The 18,826-nt window shown below is 67.4% G+C and carries 14 protein-coding genes; 6 read left to right on the plus strand and 8 right to left on the minus strand.

From position 1 onward, the window contains the following. Nucleotide 1 precedes the first annotated feature (1 nt). The 8 genes from ACNI3K_RS06670 to ACNI3K_RS06705 form a co-directional block, all read right to left on the minus strand. Nucleotides 2-259 (minus strand): MrpF/PhaF family protein, encoded by a 258-nt coding sequence (locus ACNI3K_RS06670; protein ID WP_419391058.1) that lies wholly within the window; start codon nt 257-259, stop codon nt 2-4. Next, the gene (locus ACNI3K_RS06675; protein ID WP_419391059.1) at nt 256-621 is read right to left on the minus strand and encodes a Na+/H+ antiporter subunit E; all 366 of its coding nucleotides are present in this window, start codon (nt 619-621) and stop codon (nt 256-258) included. The genes ACNI3K_RS06670 and ACNI3K_RS06675 overlap by 4 nt, the downstream gene beginning before the upstream one ends. Then, complete coding sequence (locus ACNI3K_RS06680; protein WP_419391060.1) at nt 618-2,174, minus strand: monovalent cation/H+ antiporter subunit D family protein; 1,557 nt, start codon at nt 2,172-2,174, stop codon at nt 618-620. The genes ACNI3K_RS06675 and ACNI3K_RS06680 overlap by 4 nt, the downstream gene beginning before the upstream one ends. Beyond that, entirely contained in the window at nt 2,171-2,506 is a 336-nt protein-coding gene (locus ACNI3K_RS06685; RefSeq protein ID WP_419391061.1) for a cation:proton antiporter subunit C, read from the minus strand. The genes ACNI3K_RS06680 and ACNI3K_RS06685 overlap by 4 nt, the downstream gene beginning before the upstream one ends. Then, the gene (locus tag ACNI3K_RS06690; protein WP_419391062.1) at nt 2,503-5,304 is read right to left on the minus strand and encodes a DUF4040 family protein; all 2,802 of its coding nucleotides are present in this window, start codon (nt 5,302-5,304) and stop codon (nt 2,503-2,505) included. The genes ACNI3K_RS06685 and ACNI3K_RS06690 overlap by 4 nt, the downstream gene beginning before the upstream one ends. A gap of 194 nt (nt 5,305-5,498) precedes the next feature. Next, complete coding sequence (locus tag ACNI3K_RS06695) at nt 5,499-6,164, minus strand: NADPH-dependent F420 reductase (RefSeq protein WP_419391063.1); 666 nt, start codon at nt 6,162-6,164, stop codon at nt 5,499-5,501. Then, entirely contained in the window at nt 6,161-7,207 is a 1,047-nt protein-coding gene (locus ACNI3K_RS06700) for an LLM class flavin-dependent oxidoreductase (protein ID WP_419391064.1), read from the minus strand. The genes ACNI3K_RS06695 and ACNI3K_RS06700 overlap by 4 nt, the downstream gene beginning before the upstream one ends. Before the next feature lie 71 nt (nt 7,208-7,278). Next, nucleotides 7,279-7,758, minus strand: a complete 480-nt coding sequence (locus ACNI3K_RS06705) for a glutathione peroxidase (RefSeq protein ID WP_419391065.1) — start codon at nt 7,756-7,758, stop codon at nt 7,279-7,281. 167 nt (nt 7,759-7,925) lie between these two features. Here ACNI3K_RS06705 and ACNI3K_RS06710 point away from each other — a divergent pair, with 167 nt between their 5' ends. The 6 genes from ACNI3K_RS06710 to ACNI3K_RS06735 form a co-directional block, all read left to right on the plus strand. Further along, the gene (locus ACNI3K_RS06710) at nt 7,926-8,942 is read left to right on the plus strand and encodes a LacI family DNA-binding transcriptional regulator (RefSeq protein WP_419391066.1); all 1,017 of its coding nucleotides are present in this window, start codon (nt 7,926-7,928) and stop codon (nt 8,940-8,942) included. Nucleotides 8,943-9,003: 61 nt separating this feature from the next. Beyond that, on the plus strand, nt 9,004-10,290 hold the full coding sequence (locus tag ACNI3K_RS06715) for a sugar ABC transporter substrate-binding protein (RefSeq protein ID WP_419391067.1): 1,287 nt from the start codon (nt 9,004-9,006) through the stop codon (nt 10,288-10,290). 269 nt (nt 10,291-10,559) lie between these two features. After that, a complete protein-coding gene (locus ACNI3K_RS06720) occupies nt 10,560-11,414 on the plus strand; it encodes a carbohydrate ABC transporter permease (protein WP_419391068.1) in 855 nt (284 codons plus the stop codon). Further along, nucleotides 11,414-12,238, plus strand: a complete 825-nt coding sequence (locus ACNI3K_RS06725) for a carbohydrate ABC transporter permease (RefSeq protein ID WP_419391069.1) — start codon at nt 11,414-11,416, stop codon at nt 12,236-12,238. The genes ACNI3K_RS06720 and ACNI3K_RS06725 overlap by 1 nt, the downstream gene beginning before the upstream one ends. 3 nt (nt 12,239-12,241) lie before the next feature. Continuing rightward, nucleotides 12,242-14,218, plus strand: coding sequence for a glycoside hydrolase family 127 protein (locus ACNI3K_RS06730; RefSeq protein WP_419391070.1), 1,977 nt, complete (start codon nt 12,242-12,244; stop codon nt 14,216-14,218). Nucleotides 14,219-14,324: 106 nt separating this feature from the next. After that, on the plus strand, nt 14,325-18,826 hold a 4,502-nt coding region (locus tag ACNI3K_RS06735), incomplete at its 3' end, for a LamG-like jellyroll fold domain-containing protein (RefSeq protein WP_419391071.1).

Consider the following 18,826-nt stretch of genomic DNA (forward strand, 5'->3'; position numbering starts at 1 on the left):
GTCAGCGCCTCCCTCGCGTGAGCGCCCGCGCGAGCGCGATGGTGCTGAGGAATCCCAGCAGCGCGGCGACGAGCACGATCACAAGTGCGGATGGGGTGGCGAACAGCACGCCCAGGAGCGCGAGCAGGGCAATCACGCAGAACATCAGCATGTCGCCCGCGATGGCACGTTCGGCGTCAGTGGGGCCCGCCACCATGCGGTAGACGGTGGCAATGCCCGCAAGCCCCACCAGCACGATCCCGATCACCAGCCCGATCATGATGGACCTCCCGCGCGACGCATCGCGGTCAGCAGCCGCGTCTCGAGGTGGCGGAGCTCGGTGCGCAGGTGGTCGGCGTCGGGGGAGTACATCCCGTGGACGTAGATCCGATGCGCGACATCACGGTCATCGGGAGTGTCGTGGCCGACAGTCAGCGTGCCCGGCGTCAGCGTGATGCACGTGGACAGCAGCGTGATCTCCATGTCAGTGCGGCAGCGCGAGTCGTACCGCGCGATGCCGGGGGTCGAATCCTGGCCCGGCGTCAGGGCGTCGCGCAGCACCACCGCGTTGGTGCGCACCACCAGCCACGTGTACCAGAACAGGAACACCACGATCCGGATGGGCCAGGTCAACCAGGTCATGGGTTCGTCACCGCCTCGACATACGCGGACGTGTCGAGCAGTCCGTCAGCGGCCGTCTCGGACAGTCCCAGCAGCAGCTCGGCGCCCAGGCCTAGCCCGATCGTGAGCAGCGCGAGGGCCACCGCCGGTGCGCCGAGCGCGAATCCGATCCGGGGCTTGGTGCCGGTGTCGAGAACGAGGGCGGTGCCGTCTCCGGGGGTCGACCCGGCCACGGGCAGGTCCTTCTCCTCGTGGGTGCGGAGCACGCTCTCGGGCGGCCGGCCCCAGAACACTCCGGACCAGATCTTCAGCATCGACATCAGGGTGATGATGCTCACCACCAGCATCGCGACGACCGCCACGATCTGGCCGGCGTCGATCGACGCCAGGATGAGGCTGAGCTTCGCGACAAACCCGGAGAACGGGGGGATGCCCGCGAGCGACAGCGCGGCCACGAAAAACGCGGCCGCGATCCACGGCTCGCGCTTGGTGATGCCCCACACGTGACCGATGGTGCCGGTGCCGTAGCGTTCCTCGATCGCCCCGGTGGACAGGAACAGCGATGCCTTCACGATCATGTGGTGCAGCAGGTAGAAGATGCCCGCAGTGAGCCCGACGCCGGTGAACAGCGCGACTCCCATGAGGATGTAGCCAATCTGGCTCACCATGTGGAAGGCGAGGATGGTGCGCGTGGTCGTCTCGCCGACGGCGCCGAGCACGCCGATGACCATCGTCACCGTGAAGACCGCCACGCCGACCCACAGGAACCGCGCGTCGCCCTCGAAGACCACGGCGTACAGCCGGTAGATCGCGTAGATTGCGACCTTCGTGTGCAGGCCGGAGAACAGGGCCGTGATGGCGGGTGACGTGGCGGGATACGATCGCGCCAGCCACCCGTGCACGGGCACCACGGCGGCTTTGATGCTCAGCGCAAAGAGGCAGATCGCCATCGCGATGGCCACCGTGTCGTCTTCGGCCGCAAGACCTGCGAGCTCGGCCAGGTTCACCGTGCCGGCGGTGCCGTATACGAATCCGACTCCCGCGAGGAAGATCGTCGAGGTGAGCAGGTTGACCGTGACGTACAGCCGCGCGCCCGCGATCTGCCTGAGCGGTGCCGAGCCGGGTGCCGCCAGCACGAACAGCCCGTACGACGGCAGCAGCATCACCTCGATGAACACGAACAGGTTGAACAGATCCGCGGTTAGCAGGGCACCGCTGACCCCCGCGACCAGCACCAGCAGCAGCGGCGCGAAGAACGGGGACGATGCGCGGCCTGAGGCAATCGCGAACACCACACACGTGATAGTCAGGATCAGCATCACCGTCAGCACGAGCGCGGCGAGCATATCTGCCACGAATGGAATGGCGATGCCGAATGGCCACAGGCCCACCGCATCGGCCATCGCGCCGCCGTCGCGGAAGGAGAACACCAGCGCGATGGCGCCCGCGAGGGCCGTACCGAGCACCGTGAACATCGCTACCGTCTGGATCCGCGGCCGGCCACCCAGGATGGTGAGCGCACCCGCCACCACCAGCGGAACGGCGACGAACAGGGGAAGCATCGAGCCCGTCATGACTGGCCCTCCTCGTCGTCGGATTCCATGGTGGTGTCGTCATCCTTGTCGCGGCCAGTTACGGCGAGCACAAGCATCAGGATCGTGATGGAGAACGCGATCACGATCGCGGTGAGCACGAAGGCCTGCGGCAGCGGGTCGGCGACGGTGGAGAGGTCGTCAGGCGAACCGAACGGCGCATCGCGGCGCGAGGCGCCGCCGGCCGCGATGATGATGAGGTTGACGGCGTGACCGAGCAGCACGAACCCGAGCACGATGCGGAGCATCTCGCGCTTGAGCAGCAGGTAGACGGCGCCCATGACGAGCAGGCCCGCGGTGATCGCAAGAGTCATGCGCTCACCCCCTTGTGTGAGGGCGCGGCGGGTGCGTCAAGGTAGGGATCGTCGCCATCGTCACCCTCATCGAAGCCGCTCGTCGGCCCGTGCTCGTGCGGTCGGGGAAGACCGAGCAGGTTGAATGCGGCCAGCACCACGCCGATCACGGCGAGGTAGACGCCGACGTCGAACACGAGGGCCGACGTCAGCTTGTAGCCCAGGATGTCCACGGACAGCGGTGCGAGGAACGATCCCTCCAGCAGGCCAAGCAGCCCCGTCCCGGTGCCGACGACCACGCCCGCGCCGATCAGCGCGAGGTAGTGGAGACGGATGCGCCTCACATCGTCTGTGGGCGACATCAGGTAGATGAGCGCGAAGCCGGCGCCGCCCACCAGCGCGGCGATGAAGCCGCCGCCGGGCTCCTGGTGACCGCGCAGCAGCAGGAAGACGGACAGCACCACGATGAGCGGGCCCACGAGCTTTGCGAGGGTACGGGTGAAGACCGAGTTGTCGAGAGCATCGGCCAGCGGGGAGTGTGCGTCCACGTCGAGCCTGTGCGCGGAGGCGGGCCGGCGCGAGCGCAGCAGCGCCGCAATCACCACGCCCGCGACCCCCAGCACCGTGAGTTCTCCGAGCGTGTCGAGCGCGCGGAAGTCGACCAGGATGGTGTTGACGACGTTCGCGCCGCCGGTGACGTCCTCGCCTTCGGTGAGGTAGTACCGGGCGGCGTCGGACATGGGTCGACGACCGGTGAGCGCCCAGACCCCGGCCATGGTGATCAGCCCGGCCACGATCGCGATGGCGAGCGACGGGAGGCTGCGCCGCAGCGGCGTAGGGGCGAAGTTGGTGGGCAGGCGTCGCAGCAGCAGCACCATCACCGTGACCGTGAGGATCTCGACCAGCAGCTGAGTGAGCGCGACATCTGCGGCGCCGAGCGACAAGAACCAGAGCGTCATCGCGAAGCCCACCACGCCCACGACAACCACGGCGCCCACGCGGGTGGGGACCGTCATGGCCGCGATCACTCCGGCGGCGAGCAGCACCACGAGCACCCAGTCGAGCGGCCGTGACGCCACCCCGTCCACCGCGGGGAGCCCGGAGATGCCGATCGCGCCGGCGGCGCCGATGCCGATGGTGACCAGGATTGGCACCCCGAGGTGCAGTCGCGGCGCCAAAGTCCCGGACCATCCGCCGACGATGCCACCGAGCCGGATGATTCCCGCCTGCGCACCCTCGACGACGTCGAGCGCCGAGAACGGGAGGCGGTACTTGAGCAGCACCGGCTGGATCTGCTTGCGTGCGAGCACGAGCACCACGCCGGTCGCGATCACCAAGACGGAGATCAGCAACGGCAGGTTGAACCCGTGCCACAGCGCCAGGTGGGTCTCGATGTCCGTGCCGGAGGCTGCGGTCGCCGCGCCGGAGATCAGCGGGTCCAGGACGAAGGGCGCGAGACCGAGGCCGAGGCCGGCGATTGCGCACAGGCTCGGGGCGATCCAGACTGCTGGCCGCACCTCCGTCACCTCGCGGCCGCGCGGGTCGTGCCCGCGCGCGCCCATCACCATGCGTGCCGAGTATGCAAAGGTCAGCGCCGATGCGACGGCGGCGGCCGCAGTGATGACCACCGGGCCCCATGGGGTGGCGGGGGCGTCCACGAAAGCCGTGAACATCGACTCCTTGCTGATGAACCCGAGGAGCGGTGGCAGCCCCGCCATCGACGCCGCAGAGATGGTGATTGCACCGAGCGTCACCGGCATGCGGATGCGCATGTGTGTCAGTGCCCGGATGTCACGCGTGCCTGCGCGATGGTCGATCACCCCGACGAACAGGAACAGCGCGGACTTGAACAGCGCGTGCGCGACGGTGTGCACGGTGGCGGCCTTGATCGCCTCCGGAGTGCCGACGCCGATCATCGCCACCAGCAGGCCCAGCTGGCTGATGGTCGAGTACGCGAGCAGCTCCTTGAGGTCATAGCGCCTGAGCGCGGCCACGGCTCCCAGCAGCGCGGTGATGAGGCCCACCGTGATGAGCATCGTGTTCCACACGAACGCCTCGGAGAAGGCGGGGGAGAAGCGCAGTAGCAGGTAGATGCCGGCCTTCACCATTGCTGCGGCGTGGAGGTATGCGCTGACGGGAGTGATGGCGACCATGGAGTCCGGCAGCCAGGCCTGGAACGGGAACTGAGCGGACTTGGTGAACGCCGCGACCGCGACCAGCACGATGACCGTTGTGGTCATGGCGGAATTCTGCTGCCAGACGGGGTCCGCGATGATCGCACTGATCTGCGTAGTGCCGATGACGACGGCCATGGTGGTCACGGCTCCGAGCAGGGCCAGGCCTCCCATCGCAGTCACCAGCAGCGTGCGCACTGCCGGCTTGCGAGCCTTGGGTCCCGAGCGCGCGATCAGCAGGAACGAGCACAGAGTGGTGAGCTCCCACGACAAGAACAGCAGCACCACATCGTCGGCGAGCACGAGCATGGTCATGGCCGCTGCGAAGCCAGTCATGAGCGTGAAGTACCTCATGTGCCGACCCACGGCGAAGTAGCGCGAGCTGTACGTCAAGACGACCGCGCCGACCAGCAGCACCAGCATCATGAACGTCAGCGACAGGCCGTCGAGCCTCAGGTTGAATCCGATGCCGAGCGTCGGCATCCACGGCACGGATTGAGTCCCGAAGCCGAGGTACGCGAGGCCGGCGGCGGCCGCGACCAGTGGGATCGATAGGATCCAGCCGGCGCTGCGACCAAGCAAGCGCGTGACGAGCGGAGCCAGGACACACGTGGCGACCACGGTCGCTACACACGCGAGGAGCAAAAAACCACCTGGGTCCGGTCACTGGAGCTCGGGGGGTGCTGGCGCGGGACCTGACACGGCCTCGGGCGAGCAATCACTGGACGGGGCAAGACCAGGGCCGGACGGGGAACGTCGATGGACCTGACTTCGGGTGCCATTCTACCGGAAGGGCACCTGCGTACAGCCCGGTCTCAGGGGAACCGTAGCGCGCTCTGCTATGCGTCGGCGGTCGCCATCTCCACGAGCGCCAGGAGCTCGTCTGCGGGCACGTTGGCTCCGAAGGCGGGGGTGCCGGGCTCCAGGTTACGGCCCGTGGCAAGGTCTCCAATGGCGACCGGGTCGAAGCCCAGCGCATCGATGAGAGCGCTCGCGGCGTCGACGGCCGCGGCGTCGTCCCCCGCGATCGCGATCGCGCGGCGCCCGGCGGAACCGGAGGGCAGCCCACGCTCGTCGACGTCGTGGTAGCCCATGTGATTGAAGCCCTTGACGACCCTCGCTCCGTCCAGGTGCCTGGCGACGACCTCGGTCGTGGAGATCTCGGGGGGCGCGACGTTGTCGCGCGCGCCGTCGACCTCCCACCAGTAGTTCATCGCGTCGATCACGGTGGTGCCGTGGAGCGACTCTGTCGACAGCGTGGTGTGCTTGCCCAGCGGGAGAGCCAAGATGACGATGTCGGACTCGCGCGCGACCGCATCGGCCGTCGTGGCCTCAGCACCCGGCGACAGGACCTCGAGCGTCAGCGAGATGCGCGACGGATCCGACGAGCCGGCGACGAGCACGCGGTAGCCCGCCTCGACGGCGAGCCGGGCGAGAACGGTGCCCAGCTTGCCGGCGCCCAGTATCCCCACGGTACGGATCTCGGCGGCACGGGTCTCGGTCATGACGGCGATCCTTCGGCGAGCAGTTCCCGCACGCGGGGAATGACCTGCGTGCCGTAGAGCTCGACTGCCCGCATGCGCTGGCTCGCAGGCATCGCGCCGCCACCGGTGTAGACCAGGTCGAAACGGCCCACGTCGAGAGCGCTGATCGAGGCCGCCATCTTCCTGGCCACCGTCTCGGGGGACCCCACGTACAGCGATCCGCTGGTGATCTCGTTGTCGTACGACGAGCGGGCCATCGGGGGCCAGCCGCGCTCGGAGCCGATGCGGTCCATCATCGCCTTGTAGCCGGGGTAGTAGGCCTCACGGGCTTCCTCGTCGGTCTCGGCGATGAAGCCGTGGCTGTGCATCCCCACGGGGTGTGCGGTGGTCCCGAGTTGCTCCGTCGCGCGGCGGTACAGGTCCACGTACGGCGCGAACCTCTCCGGCTGCCCGCCGATGATCGCAAGCATGAGTCGGAACCCGTACTTGGCGGCCCGGATGACGGACTGCGGCGATCCACCCACGCCGACCCAGGTGGTGAGGTTCCCGGACTCGGTCTTGGGGTAGACATCCGCGTCGGTGAGTGCCGGACGGGTCTTGCCCTCCCAGCTCACCGGCTTCTCGGTGAGCAGGCGCGAGAAGATCTCCACCTTCTCGTCGAACAGCAGCTCGTAGTCGGCGAGGTCGTAGCCGAACAGCGGGAAGGACTCCGTGAAGGAGCCGCGGCCGAGGATTACCTCGGCGCGGCCGCCCGAGACCGCATCGAGCGTGGCGAAGCGCTGGAACACGCGCACGGGGTCGTCGGAGCTCAGTACGGTGACCGCGGAGCCCAGGCTCACGTGGGAGGTACGCGAGGCGATCGCGGCCAGCACCATCTCGGGGGAGGAGATCGCGAAGTCCTCGCGGTGGTGCTCACCGAGCGCGACCGAGTCGATGCCGATCTGGTCCGCGAGCGCCGCCTCGTCGACCACCTGGCGGATCGCGGCGGCATGCGTCATCAGCGTGCCGTCGTCCGCCAGCGGAATGTCGCCGAACGTCTCGATGCCGAACTGGACTCGCGTCATGGCCTGCGCTCCTCGTATTGATCAGTTGATGCTTCAACTAAGAGCGTACCGGGCCGGGGTTTCATTCCCGCTCAGTCCGCGAGGGCGGCCGCAATGTCCTTGGCGATCTCCGCCGGCTCGGTCTGCGGTCCGTAGCGCTTGATCACGTGACCGTCGCGGCCCACCAGGAACTTAGTGAAGTTCCACTTGATCGAGGACCCGAGGGCTCCACCCGCCTCCGAGCGCAGCCACTGAAAGATGGGGTGCGCGCCCTTGCCGTTGACGTCGACGGTGGCGAACATCGGGAACGTCACGCCGTAGTTCTTCTGGCAGTAGTCGCTGATCCCCTCGGCGTCCGAGAGTTCCTGCTTGAACTGGTTGCTGGGGAAGCCCAACACTGTGAAACCCTCCTCCTGAAACTGCTGGTGGAGCGTCTCCAAGCCCTCGAACTGAGGCGCGAGGCCGCACTTCGAGGCGGTGTTGACCACGAGGGAAACCTGCCCTGCGAAGTCGGAGAGGTGGCGCTCTTCGCCCGTGAGGGCGGTGGCGGTGAAGTCGGTCAGTGAGGGCACGAGGCCATCGTGCCACCACGGCGGTGAGCGGGCCTACCGCGTCACGATTCGGTAAAGCCTGCCGGTTATGACTTGCGTTCACATTCGGGACGTGGCTACTGTCGAACCGGTACGAATCGAACCGGTTCGACAGTTGTTCGACAAATGGTGACGAAAGAGGTGACGACGTGGTCACGATCGGCGATGTGGCGAAGGCGGCGGGCGTTTCGCGGTCGACAGCCTCGTACGCGCTCACGGGCAAGCGGACCATCTCCGCACCTGTCCGGCAGCGAGTTCTGGATGCGGTTCTCGACCTTGGCTATACCCCGAACGCGGGTGCACGCGCACTGGCCACCTCGCAGACGATGGTCATCGGGTTGTTGGCGCGGTTCCTGGATGACGAGTTTGCGCCCGCCATGCTGCAGTACGTGCTGGGCGTCACTCACGGAGCGCGAGAGCTCGGCTACGACACGATGCTGGTGTCGGAAGAGGACGGGGTGCACGCGCTCCAACGGCTCTCATCGTCGCGGATGGTCGATGGCTTTGTGCTTCTCAACGTCGCCGAGCACGATGACCGCCTGCCGGTGCTAAGCAACGCGCCGCAGCCGGGTGCGATGGTCGGGCTGCCCGCCGAGACCGATGGCTTCGACGTGTTCGATCTCGACTTCGTGGCGAGCGGTCGTCTGATGGTCGACACGCTGCACGAGTTGGGCCACCGAGAGCTGCTCCTGGTCTCGCAGCCTGAGGATGTCGTCGCACGAGGGGGTGCGTACGTCTGGAGGCTGGCCAACGCGGCGCGTGAGCGGGCCGGTGAGTTGGGCGTCACCCTCCACCACTACTTCGGATCGTCGTCTCAACCCGGTATCGGTACGGACCTCCACGACTACCTGGACGCGCACCCGACCGCTACCGGTCTGCTGCTGAACAACGAGGCCGCTGCCGCCGCGCTGCCATCGGTGATGTCGAAACGCGGACTCGAAGCGCCGCGCGACATCTCCGTCGTCGGTCGCTATTCGAACGACTTCGCGCGGACCTTCTCGCTTCCGTTCTCGGCGATCGACTCCGCTGCGGACGAGTTGGGACGGCGCGCTGTACGTCAGCTCGTCGCCCGCATTCAGGGTGGCCCGGATGCGGCCATCCCGCATGTCGTCGACCTGATCACCCCCACCATCGTGGATCGCGGCTCGACGGCCCCACCCCGGTAACGCCCTTCAGGGCACATCAGCGTCCCCGTCGTCTTGGCGGGACTGTTCAAGGAGGAACACCATGCATATCAACAAGACACGAGCGGTAGCGGGCTTCGCCACAGCCGCCATCGCGCTCGGCGCCCTCGCCGGGTGCTCATCGGAAGAGACTGACCCGGAGGCCACCGGCACAGCAGGCGGGGGCGAGACTGGCGATGCCGTCGGCGGCACCTTCACCTGGTGGGACCCGTACCCCCAGCACGAGGACGGCTCGGACTGGGACGGCCGCGTGCAGGCGTGCGGCGACGAGGCGGGTGTAACGATCGATCGCACCGCCTACGACACCACGGCGCTCACCAACCAGCTGCTGCTCTCCGCACAAGAAGGCACGTCCCCCGACGTTGTGCTCCTCGACAACCCGGCCGTCTCGACGCTCGCCGACACGGGAGCGATCATCAGCATGGACGAGCTCGGCTTCGACACGTCCAGCATCGACGAGAACCTGCTCGCCGCAGGTGTGGTCGACGACACTGCATACGGCATCCCCATCGGCGCCAACACGCTCGCCTTGTACTACAACGCCGACATCCTGAGCGAGGCTGGCGTCGACCCTGCGTCCATCACTGATTGGGAGAGCCTCAACGCCGCCCTGAGCCAGGTCGACGAGGCCGACTACCGCGGCATCACGTTCGCGGGGATCGGGACCGAAGAGGGATCGTTCCAGTTCCTGCCGTGGTTCTGGGGATCCGGCGCTGAGCTCACGGAACTCAACTCGCCCGAGGCGGTCGAAGCCGTCGAGCTGTGGGTGGAGTGGTTGGACAACGGCTGGGCTCCGCAGTCCGCGATCCAGAACTCGCAGAACACTGCCTGGGAGGAGTTCCTCGATGGCCAGACCGCGTTCGTGGAGAACGGCACGTGGCAGGTGAACAGTGCTGCGGAAGCGTCCTTCGAGGCCGACTACATCACCATCCCCGCGAAGGACGGCGGCGCCGCTCCCGCACCGACAGGCGGCGAGTTCATCATGGCGCCCGTGCAGGACGACGAGGCCCGCTACGACGTCACGCGCCAGATCATCGAGTGCATGACCACCCCCGAGGGCTTTGTCGAGACGGCTGAGACTTTCGCGTACTACATCCCGCCGACACCCCAGGGCCAGGAGCAGTTCGTCGAGGCGCACGCCGAGCTCGAGGTGTGGGTCGATGCGGTGCGCGCCGCGAAGGGGCGTACGAGCGACAACCTCGGCACTGACTACCCGCTGATCTCGGAGCAGCTGTGGACCGCTGTGCAGGCCGCTATGTCGGGCGCATCGTCTCCTCAGGAGGCGCTGGACGCGGCACAGGAGACTGCCGCCGCAGCCACCGGCAACTGACCCACGTCCCACCGCCTAGCCGCGGCGTGGGGCGGATCAGCAGATCCGTCCCACGCCGTGCAACCGAGGAAGCCTCATGACCACACCCACGATTGCCACTAGGGGTCGTCCCGACCGCCTGGCGGGAGGTGAGCGCGCTCGCGCCCGGCGCAGCCGGCGGCGCATCCACGGNGATTGCCACTAGGGGTCGTCCCGACCGCCTGGCGGGAGGTGAGCGCGCTCGCGCCCGGCGCAGCCGGCGGCGCATCCACGGATCGCCGTGGATCGCGGTGGCCTTTGCCACTCCGCTCATCGTCTACCTGCTCGCGTTCTATGCGTATCCACTGGTGCGGAGCTTCGACCTGTCGGTCCACGACTACAACATCCGAGCCTTCGTCCAGGGCAATGCGGAGTATGTGGGCTTCGCCAACTACGTGGATGTGATGCAGAATCCGCTATTCGCGCAAGCCCTGTGGAACACCTTCCTGTTCGTCTTCGTGTCCTTGCTGTTTCAGTACGCGCTCGGGTTGGCGCTCGCCGTGTTCTTCAAGCGACGCTTCCCGCTGTCCAGCGTGCTCCGTGCGCTGTTCCTGATCCCGTGGCTGCTCCCGCTGATCGTGTCCGCATCAGTGTGGGCGTGGATGATGAACTCCGATGCGGGGGTGCTGAACTCGTTCTTGGGCGTCATCGGCATCGACCCAGTCAACTGGCTGACCTCTCCTGAGAGCGCCCTCGCGTCAGTGATCATCGCGAACATCTGGCTCGGAATCCCCTTCAACTTGGTGATTCTCTACTCGGGCCTGCAGAACATTCCCGACGAGGTCTACGAGGCGGCCGCCCTCGATGGTGCGGGTCCGTGGAAGGTGTTCTGGCGTGTCACCTTCCCGCTCCTGCGCCCGGTCTCAGCGATCACCCTGCTGCTCGGGTTGGTCTACACGCTGAAGGTGGTGGACATCGTGTGGGTGATGACTAAGGGCGGGCCGGCGAACAGTTCGCTCACGCTCGCCGTGTGGTCGTACCGCGAGGCCTTCGGCACGGGGCAGCCAGACTTCTCGCCCGCCGCGGCCATCGGCAACATTCTCATCATCATCGCCCTGATATTCGGTCTCGCCTATGTCAATCTTCAGAGGAAGGTGGAGCACTGATGAAGGCCTCCTCAACCCGCCGTTGGTGGCATGCCGGACTCGGCCTGCTCTTCACCGCGCTGATGCTGTTTCCGGTCTACTGGATGTTCAACGTCTCGCTGACCCCGCGCAGCGACCTGCGGAACGACCCGCCGCAGCTCTTCCCCGTGAATCCGACGTTCGAGGGATACGAAGCTGTCTTCGACCAGCAGCTGCCGGCCCTCGCCACAAGTCTGGTGATCGGGCTCGGCTGCGTGCTGCTGACCGTCGTCATCGCCGCGCCGGCCGGCTACGCACTGGCGCTGCTCAACATCCGGGGCGGCCGCACCCTCAACTTCGTCCTTCTCGTGGCCCAGATGATCCCGGCCGTCGTAATGGCGATGGGCTTCTACGCCATCTATGTGCGGCTAGGGCTCCTGAACTCGGTATGGGGCCTCATCGTGGCCGACTCCACGATCGCAGTGCCCTTTGCCGTGCTGCTGTTCACGGCCTTCATGAGTGGAATCCCGCGCGAGCTCCTACAGGCGTCCCGGATGGACGGGGCCGGGGCATGGCGCTCCTTCCGGTCCATCGTCTTGCCGCTCAGCCGGAACTCGATCCTCACCGCGTCGCTCTTTGCGTTCCTGTGGGCGTGGTCTGACTTCGTGTTCGCGTCGACGCTGGCGCGCAACTCCGACTTCATCCCAGTGACGCTGAGCATCTACAACTACATCGGCAACAACACGACCCAGTGGAACGCCATCATGGCGACCGCCGTCGTGGCCTCGATCCCAGCCGCCATCCTGCTTGTCTTCGCCCAGCGCTATGTCGCTGCGGGTGTGACCGCTGGCGCAGTGAAGGACTGACACGTGACAACGACTGACCGCTCTCGACGCTCGCTCGCCGCCCACGGCGCGTCTCCCGTCTCCCCTACGCGCGGTCCGCGACGCGGAGGCCGGGTCGGCGAGGTTCGGTGGGACGCCGAGAGCTTCTGGGGTGCGCGCATCCTCACCAATGCCCAGGCGACCTTCGACCACTGCATCGCGTGGATGGACCGGCTCGGGTGGCTTGAGAACTTCGACCGCGTCGCCCGTGGCGACGTCACGGTCGACCGTCCCGGCTGGCAGTTCTCGGACTCTGAGGTGTACAAGCTTCTCGAGGGCATGGCCTGGGAGCTCGCGCGTTGCCCGGACGATGCGCTTCAGGCCACGTACGAGGCTCTCGTGGGCCGAGTCGAGGCGGCGCAGGACGCGGACGGCTACGTGGGCACAGCATTCGGGCATGCTGGCCTCCCCGAGCGGTACTCCGATATGTCGATGGGCCATGAGCTGTACAATATGGGACACCTCATCCAGGCCGGCGTTGCACGCCTGGGAACCTTCGGCGAAGACCGCCTGACCGAGGTCGCGCGTCGTGCGGCGGATCACATCTGCCGCGAGTTCGCCGAGGGTTCTCGAGAGACGCTATGCGGGCACCCGGAGATCGAGGCCGCGCTGGCTGAGCTGGGACGAGTGACAGGGCAACCGCGGTACATCGAGCAGGCACGCCTGTTCGTCGAGCGCCGGGGCCGAGGCACGTTGCCCGTGCGGCCATTGCTCGCCGCGGACTACTTCCAGGACGATGTGCCCGTGCGCGAGGCAAAGGCGCTTCGCGGCCACGCAGTGCGCGCGCTGTACCTGTCCGCAGGCGCCGTGGACGTGGCCGTCGAGACTGAGGACGCCGAGCTGCTCGAGGTGCTCCAGAGCCAGTGGGTGCACACGGTCGAGCGCCGCACGTACATCACCGGTGGCATGGGTTCCCGCCACCAGGACGAAGGCTTCGGGGAGGACTGGGAGCTGCCCCCGGACCGGGCCTACTGCGAGACCTGTGCAGGGGTCGCCTCGGTCATGTTCGCGTGGCGCCTGTACCTGGCGACCGGGCAGGCGCGGCACATCGACCTCATCGAGCGCACGTTGTTCAACGTCATCGCGACCGCTCAGGGTGCCGATGGCCGGTCCTTCTTCTACGCCAACCCTCTGCAGCTGCGAACGGCGCCGGAAGAGGCGGTGAGCGCGGAGGTCAACATGCGCGCCGAGGGCGGCGCCCGCGCACCGTGGTTCGACGTCTCGTGCTGCCCCACCAACGTGGCTCGCACCCTCGCCTCCCTCGAGACGTACGCGTGTGCCGTCAAGGGCGACGTGGTGTCGCTCCTGCTCTACGGAGCAGGGACGGCGACGATTGATGTCGACGGGGACCCGCTCGAGCTGCGTCTCGACACGCGCTATCCGGACGATGGCACGATCACGGTGACAGTCGTGGAGGCGCCGAGCCGCCCGATCACATTGCGCCTGCGAGTGCCCCAGTGGGCTGCCGGTGCGACAGGAGCGGAGCCTGGCGGCGAGCCCCATCCCGTCGAGGCGGGCTGGTGGGATGTGCGCCGAGACTTCGCGCCCGGTGACCGCGTGGAGCTGGTGCTGCCCATCGAGCCTCGGCTGAGCTGGCCGGACCCTCGCATTGACGCTGTGCGTGGCACGGTGGCGGTCGAGCGCGGCCCGCTCGTCTTGTGCCTCGAGAGCCACGACGCTCCCGACGGCGCGGGTCTGGACGGGCTCCAGATCGACGGGGCAGCCATGCTGCAGAGCCACGGGGACGGCGCTGTGGTCCATGCCACGCGCATTGGTGATCCCGAGGTGCCCGTCGGCCGGGTGCCCTTCAGCGGATCGCTGTCCCCATCGTCTGAGTCGAGCGCTCCCATGAGCGTTCCGCTCATTCCGTATCACCGCTGGGCCCAGCGCGAGCCGGGCACCATGCGCGTGTTCATCCCCGTCGCTCACCCGAGCGACGGGAGGTCAATGCCCATCACCTAGCAACCGTCCGTCGGCCACCCCGCCGGACACCTTCAGCGCCCTCGACCTCGCGGTTGGTGGCGCATCTGCCCCGAAAAACCATGAGCAAGACAGAGAGGTCTACTCCATGAAAAACGCAACGAGGCGTCCGCCGGTCAGACGGCGCGCCATCGCGGGCGCGACGGCGCTCGGACTCGGCGCGGCGGGCCTGACGCTCGCGGCTCCGACGGCGGCCCAGGGCGCCGAGGACCCGGCTCCCGTGCTCCACTACTCAATGAACGACGTTGCCGGCCCTACGGTGCCGGACTCCAGTGGCAACGGCCACGACGGCACGATCGTCGGCGCCGGCGCGAACGCGCTCGACGGCGTGGGCGACGGCGCCGCCCTCGAGCTGTCGGGGGGCGGAGACTCGGTGACGTTCCCCGCGGACGCGGTCGCGGGCGCCACCGACCTCACTGTCTCTGCACGTGTGTGGTGGGACGGTACCCACGACTGGGGCTGGCTGTACGGCCTGGGATCGGACGGCGATGCATTCGCCGCGGTGATTCCCAGCACTGGCCCCGAGGTGGACCCGCAAGGCGTGCTTCGCACCGACGTCGGTCTGGGCGGAGACGTCGAGGCCGCCGGGTACGCGTATGCGGCGGACCCACTCGCGACCGACGCGTGGTCGACGGTGACCATCACGCTGGACGACGCGGCCGATGAGCTGGTGACGTACGTCGACGGCGCGCAGGTGAGCACCTTCGAGACCACCGTGACGGTTGCCGACCTGGTGGAGGCGACCGATCCGATCGGTGGCCGCTTGGGCGGCTCCGCCTTCGAGTGGGATCCCACCTTCGACGGCGTCATCGACGACTTCCAGATCTTCCACGCCGCCCTCACCCTCGAGCAAGTTGCGGCGCTGGCCGACGCAGGGGACCTGGCGGACCCGGGTAGCTCCGGCGGAGAGGTACCGGACCCCATCCCTGACGAGCCCTACGTGCGATACGCGATGGACGACATCTCGGGCACGACGGTGACGGACTCGTCCGGCAACGGCCTGGACGGCTCTATCGTGGGCACGGGCTACGAGCTCGTCGACGGCGAGGCCACGGACTCGGCGCTCGACCTGAGCGGCGCCTACGTCTCCATTCCCGGCGCTGCGCTGATCGGCTCCGAGTCGGTCACCGCATCGGCGACCGTGCGCTGGGACGGCGGCGGAAACTGGCAGCGCGTGTTCGACTTGGGGTCGAACACCAGCAACTACCTGTTCGTGACGCCGTCGAACGGCGGCGGCGACCTGCGCGCCGCGATCACGACCGGGGGAGGCGGCGGTGAGGACCAGGTGACCGGATACGGCGGCGTGGCCCCCGATGAGTGGGTGACGCTCACCGTCACGCTCGACACCGAGGCGGACTCCATGACGCTGTACGTCAACGGTGTGGCGGTCGGCACGACGCCGTCCACGATCGCCGCCGGCGATCTCCTCGGCTCGTCCGCGTCTCTCGCGGGCTACCTGGGCAACTCGTTCTATGCGTCGGACCCCACGTTCCAGGGAGCCTTCGAGGAGTTCGTGCTCTATCGCCAGGCGCTGTCCGCCGGACAGGTGGCGAGCCTCGTGGACGAGGTCCCGACGGCCACGGGGTTGGTGGAGGACACGTTCGACGTGCGCACCCGCATCGGCGAGGCCCCGGAGCTGCCCGAGTCCGTCCGCGGCGAGTTCACGGACGGCTATGACCGCGACATCGCGATCGACTGGGAGAACGTCGCACCCGAGGACTACGGGTCCGAGGGTTCGTTCACGGTCGCCGGAGTCGCCGGCGAGCGCGACGTGACCGCAACGGTGACGGTCGATCGGGGTCAGGTCAGCATCGATCTGGGTACCGACACCGGTGACTTCATGGGTGGGGCCTCCGGCCTGCTCTATGGCCTCTACGGCGACGGTATGCCCACGAAGAACCTCATCGAGGGTATGAACATTCGCACGGTCGCCACCAAGGCGCAGGATGGTGCGCAGCACCCAGGTTCCGACGCCCTCGAGATACTGCCCATGCTGGCGGATTCGACGGACGGCGACGTGTACCTGCGCGTCACCGACTGGTACCGCGGCTTCCCTTACCAGTGGCCGGACAGCGACTCGCCGAACGCCACTGCCGAGGAGAGGCTCGACAGCTACCGCGAGGTGCTCGACACGCAGCTCGACATGATCGAGGACGTTCCGGCTGAGTACCGTGACAACCTCGTCATCGAGCCCTACAACGAACCCGAGGGCAACATGTTCGGCACGGGCACGTGGAGCCTCGACGGAACCTCGTGGCTGGAAGATCCGACCGACTACTTCGCGGCGTGGGATGAGACCTATCGGACCATCAAGGCGCGCTTCCCCGACATGCGTATCGCCGGTCCGGGCACGTCGGTGCTGTACGGCCAGGTCGAGGGGTGGCTCGAGCACGTGATCGCGGAAGACACGCTGCCGGAGATCATCACGTGGCACGAACTGACGAACCCCCAGGACATCCGGGAGTCCGTCGCGGAGTACCGCGAGTGGGAGGTCGATGCTTTCGCCGGCACCGTGTACGAGGGCACTGAGCTGCCCGTCAACGTCAACGAGTACGCGTTCAACTACCACACGTCCGTTCCGGGTCAGATGATCCAGTGGATCTCCGCCATCGAGGACTCGAAGGTGGACGCGATGATCGCATTCTGGAACATCAACGGCAACCTGTCCGACTCCGCGGTGCAGTCCAACCGCGGCAACGGGCAGTGGTGGCTGTACAACGCCTACTCGCAGATGTCGGGCCACACCGTGGAGGTCACGCCTCCCAATCCTGGTGTGAACTACACGCTCCAGGGTGTGGCGTCGCTCGACGAATCCGCGCAGCAGGCGCGCGCCATCGTGGGCGGTGCCGATGGTGCGGCGCCGATCGACTTCCTCAACGTTCCCGAGGGCTTCGGGGACTCGGTGCGCGTGTGGGTGAGGGAGATCGGGTGGACCGGCCAGCTGGGCGACTCCGGCCAGCCGACAGTGCTCGCCGAGCGGGTGGTGCCCGTCGTAGACGGCACCGCGACCATCGACTTCGGCTCCGACTGGCTCCCCGAACTTCAGGAGTCGTCTGCGTACGAGATCGTCGTCACGCCCGCCGGCCACACGGCCGACGGCGAGTCGGCGGACCGGTGGTCGGGGTCGTATGAGGCGGAGGACGCCTCCTACACCGAGACGACCGGCGACTACAGCGTCAACGGGCCCGAGGGCTCGGAGAGCAACGTGTCGCTGTTCTACACCTCGGGCGCGTACAACGTCGGGGGTCTTCGGACGGGCTCAGATCTCGAGCTGAGCTTCGACGTCACCGTGCCGGAGGATGGCGCCTACGACTTGTCGGTGTTCGCCAACAGCCTCAACACCTTCGATGCAGTGGAAGATCAGGGCCCCACGAACGTCTTCATGACGGTCGACGGCGCCGCTGAGCAGGAGCTGTTCCTGCCTCTGGCGTACAAGTGGGTGGTCTGGGACTACGCGGACACCACCGTCGACCTCACGGCCGGTGACCACACCATCACCCTCGCCGCACAAAGCCTGGACGGTACGGGCGCGACGCAGGGCGATGCGCTGGTCGACCGGATTGTGTTGACCAAGGCCCGAGCGGCCGATGCGGTCGACACCTACGAGGGCGAGCTCGCCGAATCGGCTTCCGACCGTGCCTACGGCACGGGCGACTCCGGTTCCGGCGCGATCGACCTTGCCAACGGGGAGACCGCGACGTTCTGGGTCTATGGCCCGACCGACGGCGAGCACCAGCTCGACGTGGCGACGGTGGGTGCAGCGTCCGGGGCGTTGGCCATCAACGGCTACGACGTGCTCGACCTGGCCGATGCCACATCCGCCCCCGTGCACCTCGCGGGCGGCATCAACAAGGTGGTCGTGACCGGGCCGGCCGTGGTCGATCGCCTCACGGTGAGCGGCTCCACCGGCGCTCTCGGTGCGGTTGAGTACCAGGCCGAGGACGCCACGACGGCCGGATCCGCTGAGGTTGTGGACCTGAGCCTCGCGGAAGGTGGCCAGGCGGTTTCCGGCATCGGCGGAGAGCCGGGCAACGCCAACACGCTCACTTTCGATGTCTCGGTCGAACAAGCGGGCGAGCATGCGGTGGTCGTGCGCTTCTCCAACCCGGAGCAGGCGCCTGCATCTCACTACAACCCGAACCCGATGGTCCGGTACGCACTGGTCTCCGTCAACGGCGGAGACGAGGAGTCCTGGGCCTTCGTGCCCACGTTCCACGAGAACAACTTCTGGGAGCGCACGATCGTGCTCGACCTGGAGGAGGGCGCGAACTCCGTCACGCTGCGGTCGGAGGAGGAAACGAACTTCGATGGCGTGACCTACATCGATGACACCTGGCCCGAGTACGGCTGGCTCCGCGCCGACAGCGCGCCGATCGTGGACCGGATCACCGTGTCCCCGCTCGTCTCGCTCGGCGAAGCGCCCAGCTTCACGGATGTGGACGAGTCGCTTGAGCATTACGACTCGATCATGTGGCTTGCGAGCCAGGGCATCACGCAGGGGTGGGAGACGGAGAACGGGACGGAGTTCCGTCCGTTCAACGCGATCACTCGTGATGCGATGGCGGCGTTCCTGTACCGCTACGCGGGGTC

It is taken from the genome of Demequina ureilytica, from assembly GCF_048553575.1.
Classification (GTDB): Bacteria; Actinomycetota; Actinomycetes; order Actinomycetales; family Demequinaceae; genus Demequina.